Origin of the sequence: Luteolibacter pohnpeiensis, assembly GCF_016595435.1 — a bacterium.
GTDB classification, from domain to species: domain Bacteria; phylum Verrucomicrobiota; class Verrucomicrobiia; order Verrucomicrobiales; family Akkermansiaceae; genus Luteolibacter; species Luteolibacter pohnpeiensis.
This window is the reverse complement of the sequence record NZ_JAENIJ010000006.1, coordinates 162,756-179,039: the sequence shown is the minus strand read 5'-3', so window position 1 is coordinate 179,039 and position 16,284 is coordinate 162,756. Positions and strand designations below refer to the sequence as shown.

General features: G+C 55.4%; 15 protein-coding genes. 2 read left to right on the top strand and 13 right to left on the bottom strand.

Annotation, left to right across the window (positions count from 1 at the left end; translation table 11 throughout):
* Nucleotides 1-31 precede the first annotated feature (31 nt).
* On the top strand, nt 32-2,710 hold the full coding sequence (locus tag JIN85_RS05840) for a PVC-type heme-binding CxxCH protein (RefSeq protein WP_200268552.1): 2,679 nt from the start codon (nt 32-34) through the stop codon (nt 2,708-2,710).
* Nucleotides 2,711-2,712: 2 nt separating this feature from the next.
* On the opposite strand, the gene JIN85_RS05835 is transcribed toward JIN85_RS05840, so the two are convergent.
* Together JIN85_RS05835 and JIN85_RS05830 are read right to left on the bottom strand one after the other, a co-directional pair.
* Nucleotides 2,713-3,123 (bottom strand): type II toxin-antitoxin system VapC family toxin, encoded by a 411-nt coding sequence (locus JIN85_RS05835; protein WP_200268550.1) that lies wholly within the window; start codon nt 3,121-3,123, stop codon nt 2,713-2,715.
* 3 nt (nt 3,124-3,126) lie between these two features.
* Nucleotides 3,127-3,381, bottom strand: coding sequence for a type II toxin-antitoxin system Phd/YefM family antitoxin (locus JIN85_RS05830; RefSeq protein ID WP_200268548.1), 255 nt, complete (start codon nt 3,379-3,381; stop codon nt 3,127-3,129).
* Nucleotides 3,382-3,675: 294 nt separating this feature from the next.
* Between JIN85_RS05830 and JIN85_RS05825 the strand changes: the two genes are divergently transcribed.
* On the top strand, nt 3,676-5,400 hold the full coding sequence (locus tag JIN85_RS05825; protein ID WP_200268546.1) for a DUF885 family protein: 1,725 nt from the start codon (nt 3,676-3,678) through the stop codon (nt 5,398-5,400).
* Between the two features lie 72 nt (nt 5,401-5,472).
* Here the strand turns inward: JIN85_RS05825 and JIN85_RS21905 are convergent, their stop codons facing one another.
* The 11 genes from JIN85_RS21905 to JIN85_RS21635 all read right to left on the bottom strand — a co-directional run bounded on the left by JIN85_RS21905 (nt 5,473) and on the right by JIN85_RS21635 (nt 16,136).
* Nucleotides 5,473-6,078, bottom strand: coding sequence for a trimeric intracellular cation channel family protein (locus JIN85_RS21905; RefSeq protein ID WP_200268544.1), 606 nt, complete (start codon nt 6,076-6,078; stop codon nt 5,473-5,475).
* Between the two features lie 54 nt (nt 6,079-6,132).
* On the bottom strand, nt 6,133-7,245 hold the full coding sequence (locus JIN85_RS05815) for an AAA family ATPase (RefSeq protein ID WP_200268542.1): 1,113 nt from the start codon (nt 7,243-7,245) through the stop codon (nt 6,133-6,135).
* 43 nt (nt 7,246-7,288) lie between these two features.
* Nucleotides 7,289-7,849, bottom strand: a complete 561-nt coding sequence (locus JIN85_RS05810) for a DUF1802 family protein (protein WP_200268540.1) — start codon at nt 7,847-7,849, stop codon at nt 7,289-7,291.
* A gap of 3 nt (nt 7,850-7,852) precedes the next feature.
* The gene (locus JIN85_RS05805) at nt 7,853-8,086 is read right to left on the bottom strand and encodes a hypothetical protein (protein ID WP_200268538.1); all 234 of its coding nucleotides are present in this window, start codon (nt 8,084-8,086) and stop codon (nt 7,853-7,855) included.
* Nucleotides 8,087-8,156: 70 nt separating this feature from the next.
* A complete protein-coding gene (rpsT, locus tag JIN85_RS05800) occupies nt 8,157-8,420 on the bottom strand; it encodes a 30S ribosomal protein S20 (RefSeq protein ID WP_200268536.1) in 264 nt (87 codons plus the stop codon).
* A gap of 88 nt (nt 8,421-8,508) precedes the next feature.
* A complete protein-coding gene (locus JIN85_RS05795) occupies nt 8,509-9,138 on the bottom strand; it encodes a L,D-transpeptidase (RefSeq protein WP_234047258.1) in 630 nt (209 codons plus the stop codon).
* 16 nt (nt 9,139-9,154) lie between these two features.
* Entirely contained in the window at nt 9,155-10,660 is a 1,506-nt protein-coding gene (locus tag JIN85_RS05790; protein WP_200268534.1) for a cellulose synthase family protein, read from the bottom strand.
* Between the two features lie 240 nt (nt 10,661-10,900).
* Nucleotides 10,901-11,638 (bottom strand): zinc metallopeptidase, encoded by a 738-nt coding sequence (locus tag JIN85_RS05785; protein ID WP_200268532.1) that lies wholly within the window; start codon nt 11,636-11,638, stop codon nt 10,901-10,903.
* Nucleotides 11,639-11,732: 94 nt separating this feature from the next.
* Nucleotides 11,733-12,443, bottom strand: a complete 711-nt coding sequence (locus JIN85_RS05780; RefSeq protein WP_200268530.1) for a YebC/PmpR family DNA-binding transcriptional regulator — start codon at nt 12,441-12,443, stop codon at nt 11,733-11,735.
* Between the two features lie 89 nt (nt 12,444-12,532).
* Nucleotides 12,533-14,995: an MFS transporter gene (locus JIN85_RS05775; RefSeq protein ID WP_200268528.1), complete on the bottom strand. Its 2,463-nt coding sequence runs from the start codon at nt 14,993-14,995 to the stop codon at nt 12,533-12,535.
* 190 nt (nt 14,996-15,185) lie between these two features.
* On the bottom strand, nt 15,186-16,136 hold the full coding sequence (locus JIN85_RS21635; RefSeq protein ID WP_200268526.1) for a glycosyltransferase family 9 protein: 951 nt from the start codon (nt 16,134-16,136) through the stop codon (nt 15,186-15,188).
* Nucleotides 16,137-16,284: the final 148 nt, after the last annotated feature.

Here is a 16,284-nt window from a genome sequence, read left to right as displayed (position 1 = left end):
TGCCATTTCACGGCGTAATCTTTCCAAACTCATGAGATATTTTCACTGGCTCGCCACCCTCGCCATCCTGCCCAATGCTTATGCCTGGGAACACCCGACGACTGTCCCTGATACTCAATTGGATGCATTCGTCTGCTCAGAGGATTTCCAAGTGACCGCCTGGGCGGCATCACCCCTGCTCTACAATCCGACAAATTTCGACATCGACCACCGCGGCCGCATGTGGGTGACGGAAGGGGTGGACTACCGTGGCAAAGCCGACCGCCAGCCGAAAGGAGATCGGATCGTGATTTTGGAAGATACCGATGGCGATGGCAAAGCGGACAAGTCCTCTGTTTTCTGGCAAGACCCGGAGTTGCTCGCGCCTCTGGGCATCGCGGTTTTTGACAACGTGGTCATCGTTTCCCAACCACCGAACTTGCTGAAACTGACCGACGTCAACCGCGACGGCAAATTCGAACCGGACCAAGGCGACACCCGCGAAGTGATGCTGACCGGCTTCAACGGCCGCAATCACGACCACTCGCTGCATTCGCTCACCGCCGGGCCAGACGGCAAATGGTATTTCAGCCAAGGCAACACCGGCGGCAAATTCACCGACGCCTCCGGCAAAACATTCGGCATCGGTTCCTGCTACATTCACGAACCCTACTCGAAATACGTTTCGGACGTCACCCAGTTCGTCGGCAAGCCATCGGATGACGGATTTGTCTACGTCGGTGGATTCACCGTGCGAATGAATCCGGATGCAACCGACGCGGAAATCATCGGCCACGATTATCGGAATTCCTACGAACAGACGGTCACCTCGATCGGCGATGTTTATCAAAGTGACAACGACGACCCGCCAGCATGCCGGGTGACCCGCGTGATCGAGCACGGCAGCGCCGGATTTTTCTCGCGCGATGGCTCACGCTACTGGAATGCCGATCGACGCCCCGGTCAGGACACCCCCACGGCTGAGTGGCGGCAGGAAGATCCGGGAGTGATGCCTGCCGGTGACGTTTACGGCGGCGGATCGCCAACCGGAGTTGCGTTCTACGAAAACGGTGCGATGGGCGACAAATTCATCGGCACGCTGCTTTGCGGTGAACCCGGACGAAACACGATTTTCTCCTATCAGCCGACCCGCGATGGCGCGGATGCAGTTTTGAATCGAACCGATTTTCTAACCACCAACCCGGCTCGTGTTTTCGATGGCTCTGACTTCGTCGGCGGCGTGCAAAAGCAACAAGGCCGCCCGGTGGACGAGGTGAAACATTTCCTGTTCCGTCCATCCGATGTCGCAGTCGGACCCGATGGTGCCATTTACATCAGCGACTGGACCGATCCACGCGTCGGCGGTCACGACACGCAGGATGAAAATGCATTCGGGATCATCTATCGGGTCGCGCCGAAAAACTTCAAATCCGTCGTGCCGAAAATCGATCCGTCCACCCTCGCTGGTGCGGTCCAGGCACTGCGCTCGCCTGCCGTGAACACACGCTGGCTCGGCTTCCAAACTTTGAAAAAATCTGGCCCAGCCGCATTCGATGCAGTCGTTTCGGTGCTGAACGATCCAAATCCCTACCTTTCGGCACGCGCGATCTGGTTGCTGCCCTATCTCGGCGAGAAAGGCATCGCGAAACTGAACACGCTGCTCGCTTCCGATGACGAAAATGTGCGGCTGACCGCATTTCGCGCAATCCGCCGCACCGATGGCAAAGTCGATGCGCTGCCGTTCGCGAAAAAGCTCGCGCAAGATCCGTCACCGATCGTCCGTGCGGAAGCCGCACTTGCTATGCGCTATCGGCCATTTTCGGAAGCAAAAGAAGTGCTGGTTGATGTTGCGAATCGCTACGACGGCAAGGATCGCGCTTATCTGGAATCACTCGGCCTTGGCGCAGGAAAAAACACCGCCGACCTCTGGGCCGCACTGCAGAAAAACGCGTCGACTCCATGGTCGGATGCCTTCGCCCGCCTGACGTGGCGCCTGATGCCGGAGGCTGCACTTCCAGCGCTCAAAACTCGTGCGACGAATACGAATCTAACCGATGAGCAACGCAAGCTGGCTGTCGATTCGATCGCGTTCATCAAGGTTCCTGCCGCTGCGGATGCGATGATGGACCTCGCGAAGAAAGATACTCCAGTTCATGATCAAGCGATGTGGTGGTTGGAAAACCGCAATGACGGCGAGTGGGCCTCATTTCACCTCAAACCAAAAATGGAAGAGCGAGGCTTGATCAAAAAACAGGAGCCATTGGTTGAGGTCATCGTCCCTGCCAAACCGGAATCCACTAAGTTCACCGCCGAAGAAGTCGTCGCTTTGAAAGGCGATGCCGCAAAAGGTAAGATCGCCGCCGCTCGCTGCGTGATGTGCCACAAGATCGATGGCAACGGTCCGGACTTTGGACCGGATTTGAAAGGCTTCGGCAGTCGCCAACCACCCAGCGTGATTGCAAAAGCGGTGATCACGCCATCGGCAGACATTTCACACGGCTTTGATGGCACCGCGATTCAACTCAAGGACGGTCGCTGGATTGACGGTCTGATCATTGCCGAGGGCGACCCGCTGACGATTCGCACGCAAGGTGGATTGACCCAGAAAGTGAACGCCGACCAAATCGCCGGACGCAAACCCATGGACCGCTCTCTCATGCTCAACGCCGATCAACTCGGACTCAGCGCGCAGGACCTCGCTGATATCATCGAGTGGCTGAAGGGATATTGAGTTCAATCCCACGGATTGATCACCCGGATGTCTGCGGGAAAATCGCGGACATTCCGGGTTACCAAAATCAGATCATGGTGCAAGGCGGTTGAAGCAATCAGACTGTCCATCAGCCCAAGATTTCGTCCTTTCGACTCATGTTCTGCATAAAAACCAGCCCAGGTTTTCATCAAACCGACATCGAAGTTTAAGATGACCTCGGTAAAATCGCGTTCGATTCCTTCTGCCCAAGCGGCCATTGCATTCTTGCGCTTGCCCGCAGGCATAAGCCGAATTCCTTTCCAAATCTCACCAAGCGTTAGTGCTGATAGATAGGAATCAGCCGAATGCATCTCCAACCAAGCAAGAACCTTCAGGTCGGGCTGCTTCGCCGTCGCTTCACAAATGACATTTGTGTCCAGTAAGTAAGCCACGATTCAAAATCGCAGGTCGCGAGCTTGGTCGGCAGACCGGTCCCCGATCAGCTGAGATAAACTTGCCGGGCATTCACGGATTGCGGCGAAAAGTGACTTTTTCGGAGCCATCGATTTTTCAAAGTCCGCCACAGAAACAATCATCACCGTAGGCTTGCCGTGTTTGGTCACCGTTTGGGCGCCACATTTCACCGCCTGCTCAACCACCTCGCTGAAGTGGTTTTTTGCTTCCTGAAGCTGCCACGTTCTTCCTTTCACAAGTGGAGAATAAGCCTAAATTTCGGCTAGTCTAGCCAGATTTCAGCATCCTAGACCGAGGCGGATGCCTGCGCTGCAATTGATATCAAAAAGAAACCGAGCAAGCCGATACCAATCCCCGTGATCCATGCTTTCCACCGCTTAAGTGAGTGCCCCCACGACCACGAGGAGACCGCCAAGAGTCGCTACCCCTTGAATATCCTTTCCCGATTGGATTTCGAACTTCTGGGATGTCACACATTCTTCGTCGATTTTCCACTGGTTACCCTCGCCGTAAATTCGACATAACCAGTCATGCGTTCGTCCCTTCTGCTCGTTGCTTTACTTTCCGTGACCGCTCATGCAGCGGGACTGGACTCACTGATCGGGGAATTCCAGGCTGACCGCCGGGACCTTGCGAGTTCAGCAGCAGTTTCATGGAGTTCCACCCAACAGGCACGGGAAAAACAGCTGCTCACCGACTGGCAAAAACGCCTGGATGGATTGGATTACGAAAAGCTCGATCCCACCGCGCGCATCGATTGGCATTTGCTCAATACATCCATTCAGGAAAATCTCGACGAGTTGGATCTGGAGCAAACGCAACTCCAGGAAACCCGTCCCTTGCTGGCATTCGCCGACCCACTTCTGGGCCTTACCCAAGAGCTCGCCGAACGAAAATTGGCCGATCCTCAATCATCCGCAGCCACCCTTTCCCAAGCGATCGCGGATTTGAAGGAATTGCGTCAAAAGCTGAATGAAGGCCGAGCGAAAGATGCCCCGGAAAATGCGCTCAAAGTCAGCCAGGTTCCCGCGCTCCGCGCTGCGGGTGAAATCAACGAGCTAAAAAATCGACTGCGCGATTGGTATTCACTCTACGATGGCTTCCAACCCGAATTCACCTGGTGGAATCGCGAATCCTACGAGCAACTGACCAAGGCACTTGGCGAATACAGCGACTTTCTGCGCAAGGACATCGCCGGGCAAAAGGGAGAGGCCAATGACCCGCTTGTCGGAAATCCAATCGGAGCGGACGCCATCCGCAACTCGCTGCGTGCGGAAATGATTCCCTATTCTGCTGATGAGCTGATCAACATCGCCAACCGACAGTTCAGTTGGTGCGAAGCGGAAATGAAAAAAGCCGCTGCCGAGATGGGTTGTTCCACCACTCAGGAAGCGCTGGAAAAAGTAAAATCCCATCTCGTGCCACCCGGTGGCCAAGCTGGAGTCGCCATCTCTGAAGCAGAAAAAGCGATCGCCTTCCTCAAGGAAAAAGACCTCGTCACCATTCCCCCGTTAGCCGAGGAAACCTGGGGCATCGACATGCTCGGCCCTGAGCAACAGAAAACGCTGCCATACGCGGTCTACGGCCAACCACACATCATGGTCGCCTATGGCCATGAAGATATGGATTACGAGCAAAAGCTGCAGGCGATGCGTGGCAATGCTTACGGGTTCATGCATATCGTCACCCCTCACGAGCTGATTCCCGGCCACCATTTGCAAGGCTTCATGGCCCGCCGATACGCCGCCTATCGATCCATGTTCCGCACCCCATTTTTGATCGAAGGATGGGCCCTGCATTGGGAAATGGAACTGTGGGATCAAGGTTACATCGGCACCCCGGAGGAAAAAGTCGGCGCGCTTTTCTGGCGCATGCACCGCTGCGCGCGGATCATTGTCAGTCTCAAATTCCACCTCGGAGAAATGACGCCAAATGAGATGATCGATTTCCTGGTCGATCGGGTTGGCCACGAGCGAGCAGGTGCCACAGCTGAAGTTCGCCGCTACATCGGCCCGAGCTATGGACCGCTCTATCAAGCGGCTTACATGATCGGCGGGCTGCAAATTCACGCGATGCAGAAGGAGCTCACCGCGCCCTCAGCGGGCAATGAAGACGCCAAAGGCAAACTCAGCCTGCGTGAATTTCACGACCAGATTTTGCATCAAGGCCCGATCCCGATTGAAATGATCCGCGCGGCCTTAAAAGGCGAGTCCCTCCCCAAAGACTGGCAACCGAATTGGAAATTTGCGGGCTAATGGGGAGACATTTCAGCAAAGTCCGAATTGGGGATATCTTGCTCGCCTCTGATTTGCTCCTAAAACCGTGCCTCATTTCGGCATGCCAAGCGCTGGCAAGCTTAGATCGAAGGCAACTGCCAACAGACGGGTGATGGCAACGACCGCAATGCCGCTCACCATCGCCGCTTGGCTTAACTTGGGGATCGCTCGCAAAACCAGATAAACCACAATCCCCGCGACTGCCGCAGATGCGTAAATATCAGCGCGCAGCAGCAGCGGCACCCGAGCTGTTAGAACATCGCGGATCACCCCTCCGCCTGATCCTGTTAGAGTTCCCATGAGGATGACAACCAATGGCGAGCACCCTTTCACCTCGGCAATTTGAGCGCCCGTGATCGCGAAAAGCGCCAGCCCCAGAGCATCCGCAGTCAACAGTGCGTGCTGTGGAACAGGCAAAAGCTGCGTCCATGCCACCGTAAAAATCGCTGAACCAATGATCACAAAAAGCGGTGCAGGATCCTTGATCCAGAAAATCGGATGCCGACCCAGCAACAGGTCACGAATCGTCCCACCGCCGATTGCCGTCACCGAGGCCAAGACAAAGATTCCCACAGGATCCATGTTGGCAGCCATCGCAGCCAAAGTTCCACTGGCGGCAAAAACGGCGACGGCAATGAGATCGAGCGCGTAGATCACGGCCGTGGATCATGCCTAGTGCTCCTGAAAATTCGAGCGCAACCCGCCCATGAGTCATTCAAAAGTCCAAACTCGCTTCGACGACGCCTCCTCAGCCGAACGAGTCTCATCTTTGTAATTTACCAGCTCGATCACCTTTGCTTCGCACCGCTCAACAATATGATGTGTCAGCTCCGAAGAATGCGTGACAATAAGTAACTGAGTGGTCTCAGGAACCTGTGCGATCAATTCCGCAAGTGCCGGGATCAACTCCGGATGCAAACTGGTTTCAGGCTCGTTCAGAACCAGAAACGGCGGCAGTTTTTCGGTGCACAGAGCGGCGCTCAGACAGAAAAAGCGAAGAGTCCCATCGGACAACTCCGCGGCGTCAAAGGTTCGATCGATATCCGGCTTGGCGATCTGCAGCTGGAAACCTCCCATTTCATCAACGGAATGCCACTCCAGGCCCGGTAATGCTGAGGCGATGATCTCGTTTAGCGTGTCTTGCTTCCCTGACTCACGAATCGTTTGCAGAGCCGCTGCAAGATTGGAGCCGTCATGGGCGAGAATGGGCGATCTGCAACCAACCTGCGGACGGCGCATCGGGGAGTCGGGATCGGTGCGAAACTGATGATAAAATCGCCAGTTCAACAAGGTCTCCCTCACCGCGACTAGTGTGGGAGAGCGGCCTGCATCGCGAATTTCGGAAACCATCGATTCCGGAACGTGAAAAGGAAGTGGCGACACCTCCATTTTTCCCGCTGGATTCCGCAATTCAATCGAAGGGCCTTTGCGCTTCGCCATCAATCGGGAGCTCCGACTGTAATGGAGGGTCTCCAGTTTGATCTCGGGATCGGTCATAAATAGGGATGGATTCGACGGGTCCCGTGACGCTGCGGCTAAGCCACAATCGATCGAAAACTCGAAATCCGCATGCTTTACCTCCCACGACAGGCGTAACGCTTCATCTTTGCGACGTTTTCCAGCCCATAGCAATTTCTGCATCGCTCCCTCTGCTGCAATTGACTCGGCAAATTTGCCCTCAGCCATTTTTTGCAGGAGCGCGAGAGAGCGATACAAATTCGACTTTCCCACCTCATTTTTCCCAGTCACCACCGTGACTCTGCGGAGACGCAGGCGGAACTCGCGAAGTGATCGAAAACCCCGAATATGGATGCTTTCCAGCATGCGACACACCATCAAATGGTGCCGCTTAGCGCAAGGAATCCGATCAGAGTTTCAGCTGTGCGCAAAGTTCCCCGAACGCCGCATCCAACAATACCGGCTCAGCAGATGCTTCCCAATCGGCCGGTGGTTCCGGCATTTTGAGCCAACTCCGGCATCCACCATACTTCGGCTCGTAAGCGAACTCCCACGCTTCAGCTAGCTTCACCACACGCACCAATGCGACGTGGATGCTACCTGCAGTCATCCCTTTGCCTTCCCAATCGAACCGATCTTTCACGGTCTTCTCAGAGTAGATATGGAACGGCTCCAGAGCCTGGACTTGCGCCCAATCGGTCAACGTTACCGCCGAGACTGCCTTGGCATGATGGGTAATGCGAATGATGTCACCTGCCTGCCATTCCGGCATCACCTCCACCACTCCTTCGCGCACCTGATCACCCAGTGCATGAAAGCGGGTGGGAAATAGGAAAAACGACTCATGGGCGAAGGAAAAGCCTGCGCGTCCTTCATGGATGCCCCCTTTACGCAGCAAAATCGATTGCCGCCCACGGGCAAGGGCGTCGCAGACCACTTGCCACTCTTTAAATCCGTCCGGATTGGCCATTTTTTAACCCAAATCTTCTGCCGTCACCGATTTCTGCTCACGGGATCCGAGAAGCTTTGCCTGCTTGACAACCTGAGCGGCTTCCGAATCGAACCGGAAGCTATGGCAGTTCGGGCAAAGTGCGGTTCCTGCGCCGACGATGGAATCACATCCCTCACAAACTTTGTAAGCGGATGGATTGGCCGCAATCTTTGCAGCCGTCTTGGCGCGAGCGTCGGTGGACGATGGATTTGGCATGATGGTATAAAAAAAGCGGCACCGGAAGGCCGGCCCGCTTGATTTTTTCCGAATCCCGACAGGATTGGACTCAGGCGATGCCAGCGATTGCCTTAGCGGTTTTGCTTTTCAGGTTCGCGGCTTTGTTCGGATGAACGAGGTTGCGTTTGGCAGCCTTGTCGATCACCGAAGAGAAAGCGGAGCTTGCTTTGATGGCGGCATCCTTGTCACCAGCAGCAACAGCAGCGAGAACGTTCTTGCGAAGCGTCTTGAAGCGGCTTTTTTCCGCACGGTTGCGCTCAGTGCGAACGATGGTTTGGCGGGCGCGCTTGATGGAAGATTTGTGATTGGCCATGATGGTTTGGAAAAAATTGTCGGTTTCCTGACGGGGCCGGGGAAAATAGAAATTCCAGCCGCAGTGTCAAGCTCTGGTTTGGGGTATTTTAAGTAGAAGTCCGGTTTGGGGTGATCGCATTGGCCGTATAGGTAGGTGCATCCCCTGCCTCGGTGCGCGGCTTTTTCATCGAGCCACGAATAACGACGACATCGGCTCCGGCACCAACCCGGTTGTAGAGATCGACGACATCGTTGCAGCCCATGCGGATGCATCCGTAGGAAGCAGGAGTTCCGAGTCGGCTTTCCTCCGGAGTTCCATGGATGTAGATGTAGCGGTTGAACGCATTTCGGTTGTGACTTTCAGTCCCGTTGAGCCAGAGGATGCGGCTGACGATCGGGTCACGGCCAGGAGCATTCGGTTGAATAATTTCTCCTGTTGGCCGACGGCCTTTGAAAACCATGCCGGCTGGCGCATTGTCGCCGATTTTTTTTGCGACCTGCAAGTGACCTAAAGGCGTGCGGTTGCTGCCAGGCTGGTCACCGATACCAAATTTTGAAGTGGAGACATTATAGACCTTCACCGGTTTGCCGTCGTGAACGAGCAGCAATTTCTGGTCACTCACGCTGATGATCATTTTGTTATGATCATCTTTGATCGGGGCGCAGCTGGTGAAGGAGAAGGCAAAGACCAAGCCGAGAGCGGCCGGGACGAGTTTGCGAAAAATGCTCCAAGTCATGGATGGTTCCGGGGATTCAGTTATCTTTAGGGTCGATTACGGGACTCGCTTCCGCAGAAGGGCCGGAGGGAAGCATACGGGTGAGTGATGAGAGAGAGGTGTAGAAAAAGCCGACCGGGAATGGAAGGAGCAAAATGGTCGAGGACCAGCGGCCTTCCATGGCGGCTTCAATAATGACAAACAGGAAGAAGAATCCGAACAGCAGCTCCACGAATGGAGTGAGCGTCTTCATCGCCTTGTAGCTGCTCTTTTTCCAATCCGAGCGGCTTGATTGACCGATGCCGTATTTCGGCGTGCGGACAAATCCAGTCTGATGATTGAAGAGAGCTTCCATCACCGCTTTGGCATTATTGATGGACATGCCGATGCCGAGGGCAAGCAGCAGAGGAAGATAAGGAATTTCTTTCCACCAAGTGTGAGGGCGGAGCGCCTTTTGTGAGGTGAGGTAGAAAAGAACAACAGAAACGGACGCAAAGAAGAAGATCGGGCCGTTGATGATGTAGTAGGTGAACTTACCAAAGTCCGGCTGGTGCTGGCTTGGGTAGATGAGGAAGCAAAGGCAAATGAGTAGCAGGTAGGCGAAGTTCGAAGTGAGGTGCGCCGTGGCTTCCATTTTGATGAAAAGCGGCACCTTGCTTCTCCAGATGGCAGGAAGGACCTTCTTGCAAACCTGGATCGAACCTTTGGTCCAGCGATGTTGCTGGCTTTTGAAGCCATCCATATCAACCGGGAGTTCTGCAGGAGTTTCGACATCGTTGAGGAAAATGAAGCGCCAGCCTTTGAGTTGGGCCCGGTAACTGAGGTCCATGTCCTCGGTGAGGGTGTCATGTTCCCAGCCGCCAGCGTCCGCGATGCAAGATTTGCGCCAAATTCCGCCGGTTCCGTTGAAGGTAAAGAAACGACCGGAACGGTTCCGGGCTGTTTGCTCCAATTCCAAGTGACCATCCAGGAACATCGCCTGGATGCGGGTGAGGAGGTTGAAGGTGCGGTTGAGGTGGCCCCAACGCGTCTGCAGCATGCCGATTTTGGGATCGGAGAAATAGTGGATCGTCTTTTGCAGCACATCCGGCTTCGGAACGAAGTCGGCATCGAGAATGAACAAATACTCGCCTCTGGCAAAGCGGGTGCCGTTTTCGAGTGCGCCAGCCTTGAATCCGGTGCGGTCGGTGCGGTGAATGTGTTCAGCATCAAAGCCTTTTGCTTTGAGGCGCTCAATCCCTTGGCGGCAGATATCCACCGTTTCGTCCGTGGAGTCGTCCAAGAGTTGGATTTGCAGCTTGTCCTGCGGGTAATCGAGGGCAGCGACTGAATCAAGCAGGCGATCCACCACGTGCATTTCGTTGAAAACCGGCAGCTGCACGGTGACCAACGGAAGGTCCTTGAACATTTCGAGCGGTTCAGGCCGCTTGCGGGAATGCTTCAGATAGAGGAAAATGATGGTGAGCCGGTGTGATCCATAGCCCGCAAGCCCCAGAAGAACAACGATGTAGCAAACATACCAAATGGGTGAAAAGGGGTCCATGTGATTGAAGTTGAGGCAAAAATGGCTGGTTTCGTAGAGAGGGAGGGACAATTTGTCGGAGCCATCTAACCCATTGGCTGTAATGGGCAAACGTCTAAGAATCAGACTTCGACAGCAGGAGGCAAGCAGAAAGACTCGGAACCGTCAAGCCCCGAGCCTTTCGCAACAGCTACCACCGCTGGCGAAATTCCTCCGCAGAATCCCGCCAACTACCGGTGAAAGTAGGATTGGAGGCACCACTTAGTCGCGACGACCACCGAGCGCCATCATCAGAAAGTAGGCAAGCTGGGCGATGGAACCGACCGCAGCCGCGACATACGTCATGGCCGCCCAAAACAGGGCATTTTTCGCTTTGTCGTGCTCCATGCTTGCGGCCAACCCGCTGCTTTCGAGCCAGACCAACGCTCTTTTACTGGCATCAAATTCAACCGGTAAAGTGACGATGGAAAAGGCGGTGGTGACGACAAATAGCGTCACCCAGATCCAGATCGTGGCTGGGCCAAGGGTTACCGCGCCGATCAAACTGAAAATCATCAGATAATTCAGAATGCTTGAGGAGAACTGAACGGCGGGAACCATTTTGGAACGCATCCCCAGCCAAACGTAGGCCTGCTGATGCTGGACCGCGTGGCCGCATTCATGAGCAGCCACCGCAGCTGCTGCGACCGAATTCGATCCATACACGCCTTCACTCAAATTGACCGTTTTTTTGGTGGGATCGTAGTGATCGGTCAACTGACCAGGGATACTCACCACTCTTACATCCGTGATGCCATTTTGACGGAGCATTGCCTCCGCAACCTGCGCACCGGTAACTCGAAGTGGAATCTGTGAGTATTCCTGAAAGCGGCTTTTCAATGTGCTGCTAATCAGCATACTGGCGAGCAACGAGCCGCCAATAATCACCCAGTAAATCCAGGATATCCCCATCAAGGGACTGGCCTGCTGAACTGCGAGGAGAAAGATTTCAGATGTCATTACAATATAGTAGCGTCACCTAGACGCCGATCAACCCGAAGCGGGGTGGAAAATCTTGCCAATTTTCCACCCGAGAAAATGAAGCTGCTAAAAATCAGGCCAGATTGGTGAAGACCGCCTGGACGTCGTCGTCGTCTTCGATTTTGTCGAGGATTGCTTCCACATCGACCATCTGCTCTTCGGTCAGCTCGATCGGCTGCGTCGGCAGGCGTTGCAGACTCGATTTTGTCGGCACGATCCCCAAAGACTCAACCGCTTGGGTCAAGCTGGCAAAACTGGTGTAGTCACCGATCACGGAAACAATTCCATCGTCCACCGACATTTCCTCCAGCCCGGCATCGATCAGCTCGAACTCGATTTCCTCAAGATTCTTATCTTCCGGGACGGGGAATTCGACCACCGACTTGCGGTTGAACATGAAATCGAGCTGTCCGGAATTCACCAGCTGGCCACCGTTTTTATTGAAGATGATCTTCAGATTGCCAACCGAACGATTGGAATTGTCCGTGGCGCACTCGATGTAAAACAGCGAGCCGTGTGGCCCCTTGCCTTCGTAATTGACCTCGGAAATATCGGCTGCGTCTTTGCCAGCAGCACGTTTGATCGCATTTTCGATGTTTTCCTTCGAAAGATTTTGCGCCTTGGCGTTGTTGATCGCCACCCGCAGCGGGGCGTTGCTTTCCGGGTCAGGCCCGCCGTTTTTAGCGGCCATCGTGATCGATTTCGCCAGCTTCGGAAACACCTTGGACATCGTTGCCCAACGCGATTCCTTTGCCCGGCGGCGGCATTCAAATGCTCTTCCCATGAGTTGGTTTGGTTCGTTTTCGCCCGGCGTGTCTGCCGGTCAGCACATCCAAGCAGGCTTCCGGAAAAGCTCAATAGTCGGTTGCATTTTTACACGGTTTGAGCGGGCTCGGGAGGACAGGCCACAACCAAAAAGCCATCTTCATCCAAGATCGTGCCCGCTGGGAGCTGCAGTCCCTCCGCTGGAGCAGCCGGACCAAAGACCCTGGACTCCGCCCCTTCGGTCACCACGAACCAGCCCGGCAACAACTTGCCCCAGCTGGATAGTTTTTTCCCAAGCTGCGGCTCACTCGTGTTGTGCGGCATCGTCGGATCCGCCATCGACATGGCCACCACCATCCCATCGAGAGCAAGGCATGGAAAATGCGCCACGCCCGGCAACCCGAGTGGCGTCAATGCCTGTGGGCTGAAATCATAAAAGATCACGCCCTTGCATGGCCCGTAATCTTCAATTCTCGAACGCAACTCCTCGCCGCCAATCCATGGGCACGGCTCGGCATCGCCAAGGTTGCCCTCAAATTCCATCTGCAATTTCAGAGTAGCGCCGAAAAGTTCGGGAAAAGTCGCGCTCAGTCCGGGCAAGGAAATGCCCCCACCGCGTAGCATCCGGAAGGTTCCACGGCGCTGCAACGCACTGATTTGCCCGATCTGATAGCCATTCGCCCACGCTTTCCGCAGATCGACGCTGCGCCCGACGCGCATCGATCGGGATTTCTTCATGCCCCACCCTGGCCCCTGAAAGCGAAATTCCACCGCTTCTGCCGAGGCACGCATGATTTCCTGGCGCACGGTGTGCCGATCCGCCCGGGTTGGCTCCAGAAGTCTGCCATAAACCAAGGTCAGTTCGTGCGGCAGCTTGTAGGGAAATTTGCGAAAGAATCGGCCGCGCTCAAATGAAGCGATCGATCCCCACGCTCCATCGCACCACAGCGGCAGCGAGGGAAAGCCCGACTTGCGCGTGATCAATTCAAATCCCCGCTGCAGCTCGGACAAGGTGCCGGTCCGCGTCAGTTGGCCTTCCGGAAACAAACAAACGACATCGCCTTGCTTCAGCGCATCGATCGCGGTGCGGATTGCCTCCCGCGGCTGGTCACGGCGGATCGTCACCGTGTTGAAAATACTCACAAACACGCGGATCGAGCGCTTCGCCATGAAGGCCTCGTCCATCACAAATCGCACCGGGCGCGGGCAGGCGGCGGAGATGAAAAAAGCGTCCGCAAAGCTGACGTGGTTGGGCAACAGCATCACCCCGCCTTCCGCAGGCAAGTTGCCGACGTTCACCACCTTGACCCGATAGATCACCTTCATCAACGCCATGCCGACGACCCGGATGAAATCGCCTGGAATCAGACGAATGATGAACCAGGTGATCCCGCCGCAGCAAAGGGCAGCGATCGCAATCTGCAGGCGCAGCCCCATGGCTTCACCCACCCCGACCCATCGGAAAACCAAGGAAAGCCCTTCCACCAAAATCACCGCGATGATGCCGGCGAAGCAGTCTTGCAAATTCACCGCCGCCTGCATTTCGCCCCGTTTATCCGCCGGATACTGGTCCTGCACCCAGGCATTGAGTGGAGCAAGGAAAAGCGCGGATACGAATGCGAGCATCGCCAGCAGCGTGAGGAACCACCAACTGTCAGGCGTCGCAAATGCCAGCAGCAACCCGAAAATCGTCATCAGAATTCCCGCAACCGGCACCCAGCCCAATTCGATTTTCCGCCGCAGCAGCATTGATGAAGCACCGAAACCGAGCGCCATGCCCAACGAGGCAGCGGCCATGAAAACCGAGGAAAGCGTGCCAAATCCCCCCTGCCCTTCCGTCAGTATTTTCGCCAATTTGATCGACCAGAGATTGATGAACGCGGCGAATCCCCAGAAAAAAGCCACCCCCAGCGAGGCGCGACGCAAGCCCAGATGCATCCACAGCCCTTTCAGGTTTTTGAAATGCTCAACCATCGTCCCAGCACGCAGCGGCGCACTTCCCTGCGCTGGAACCTTCGGAATCGCCCAAGCCATCACCAACGCTGGCGCCGAGAGTGCCGTCACCACCAACAACGGCCCCAGCGCGGCTTTCCAAGCAAGCGCCGGAACCTCACTCAGACTTTGATAGCGGGCGTCAAAAATCCACCCGGCGGCAATCTGCCCGACAAGCATCGCCATCATTGCCGTCATCTGCTGGATTCCCGAGGCAAATCCCAGGTGTTTCGAGCCCACCAGCTCCTTATTGATGCCCATTTTCGCGGGTCCGAAAAAGGCCGACTGCACTGCCAGCGAGAAAAAGCCAACCAGAGCCCAACTCAGGTGATGAAACATCACCGCCACGCAAATCCAGCAAAGCACCAGGACCTGCGCGATCGCCGCGCCAAGCATCACATTTCGCTTCGAAAAGCGATCGCTCATCCAACCGGCCAGCGGCGCAAAAAGGATGAATGGCAGGGCGATCATCAACCCGGCCCAAGACTCCACCGCAATACCAATCGCGGCTCCCAGCGGGATCAGAATGAACTGAGCGATCTTGTCGTTAAACGCGTTCTGCGTTTGCTGAACAATCATGCACCAAAACCCAACCCACTGATGTCGTGTCGGTGATTTGCCAGTGCTCCCGTCGTTCATTGGCGCGGAACCTAGGTGGCCACTGGCTCTCCGGCAAGACCTGTGAAAGCCGAGTTTCAATTCACTTCACGGGCCGACGCCCCAAACCTGACGGATTGCCACCTAGGTGAATCTCCGATGTTCATCCCGGTTATTTCTCGAACAAGATGGACAGGACTTTCTCGACCGAAAGATCCTTTTGGCAGCGTAGATCCAGCGGGCATTTTTCCAGCAAACATGGGGCGCATTCAACATGGCGTCGAATGACTTGATGCTGCCGCCCGAGCGGACGCTTCCAATTCGGATCGTTCGGGCCAAATAAAGTCAGGCACGTCGCCCCCGCGTGCGCGGCCAGATGCGGGAGCGAGCTATCTGCAGCAATCACGGCGGATTGCGCAGCGAAAAGTTCGAGATGCGCCGGCAGTGGGTAAACTTCCACAAAAGTCAGCGGCTTTTCCATCGCAGCAGCAAGTGCTTTGCCCACATTTCGGCCTCCGGGAATCCCCGCAACGGTGATTTTCAGTTCATTGCTGACCAGTTCTTTCGCGACCTCGATCCAGCGCTCCAGTGGCCATTCATAATTTGCCCCGAAATCGGAATCCGGCGAAAGCATCACCGCCCGCTCATCAGTCGTTACCGCCAGCTGGACCGATGCGAAATACTCGGGTTTGGCGGTGACAACGCCGAGTTTTTCCGCGATGCCGAGGTAAAATTGCACCCGGTGCGGCGGGGCTCCACTGGGAGCCTCGATGGCCACGGAATGCGTCAGAAGCTTTTTGAGAGCTGCGACATCAGGTCCGATCCGGCGTAAAATTTTCGCTTTTTCAAAGGCTTCTGCCTCGATCCCAGGTGCCCAGGCGATCGATGCCTGCCAGTTTCCGGCGATTTGCGCAGCGATCCCCCGAGGTTTCGATTTTGGTGCGTAGCCTACGATCGCAAATTCCGGCACGGTATCCCAAAGCCCGCGCTGTGCCTCGGGGCAAAGGACCCCAACTTTCAGGCCTGAAGCCGAAATCGCACGGATCGCCGGAATCGAAAAACACGCTTCTTCCCAGCGCGCCGGGGCTGCAATCAACATTTCGCCGGAGGCAACATTACTCACGCCCCCACCATAAGCAGCGTATGCAGAAGGGAAAACCTGAATTTGCCGAAGATGGCGAATTGTCAGGCGATCTGGTAATTCCGCCGGTTTCCCGTGCGCGCAATGCTTTATTTTTCGTGCCTTGTCGTGTATTACCTGCTTTCCATCG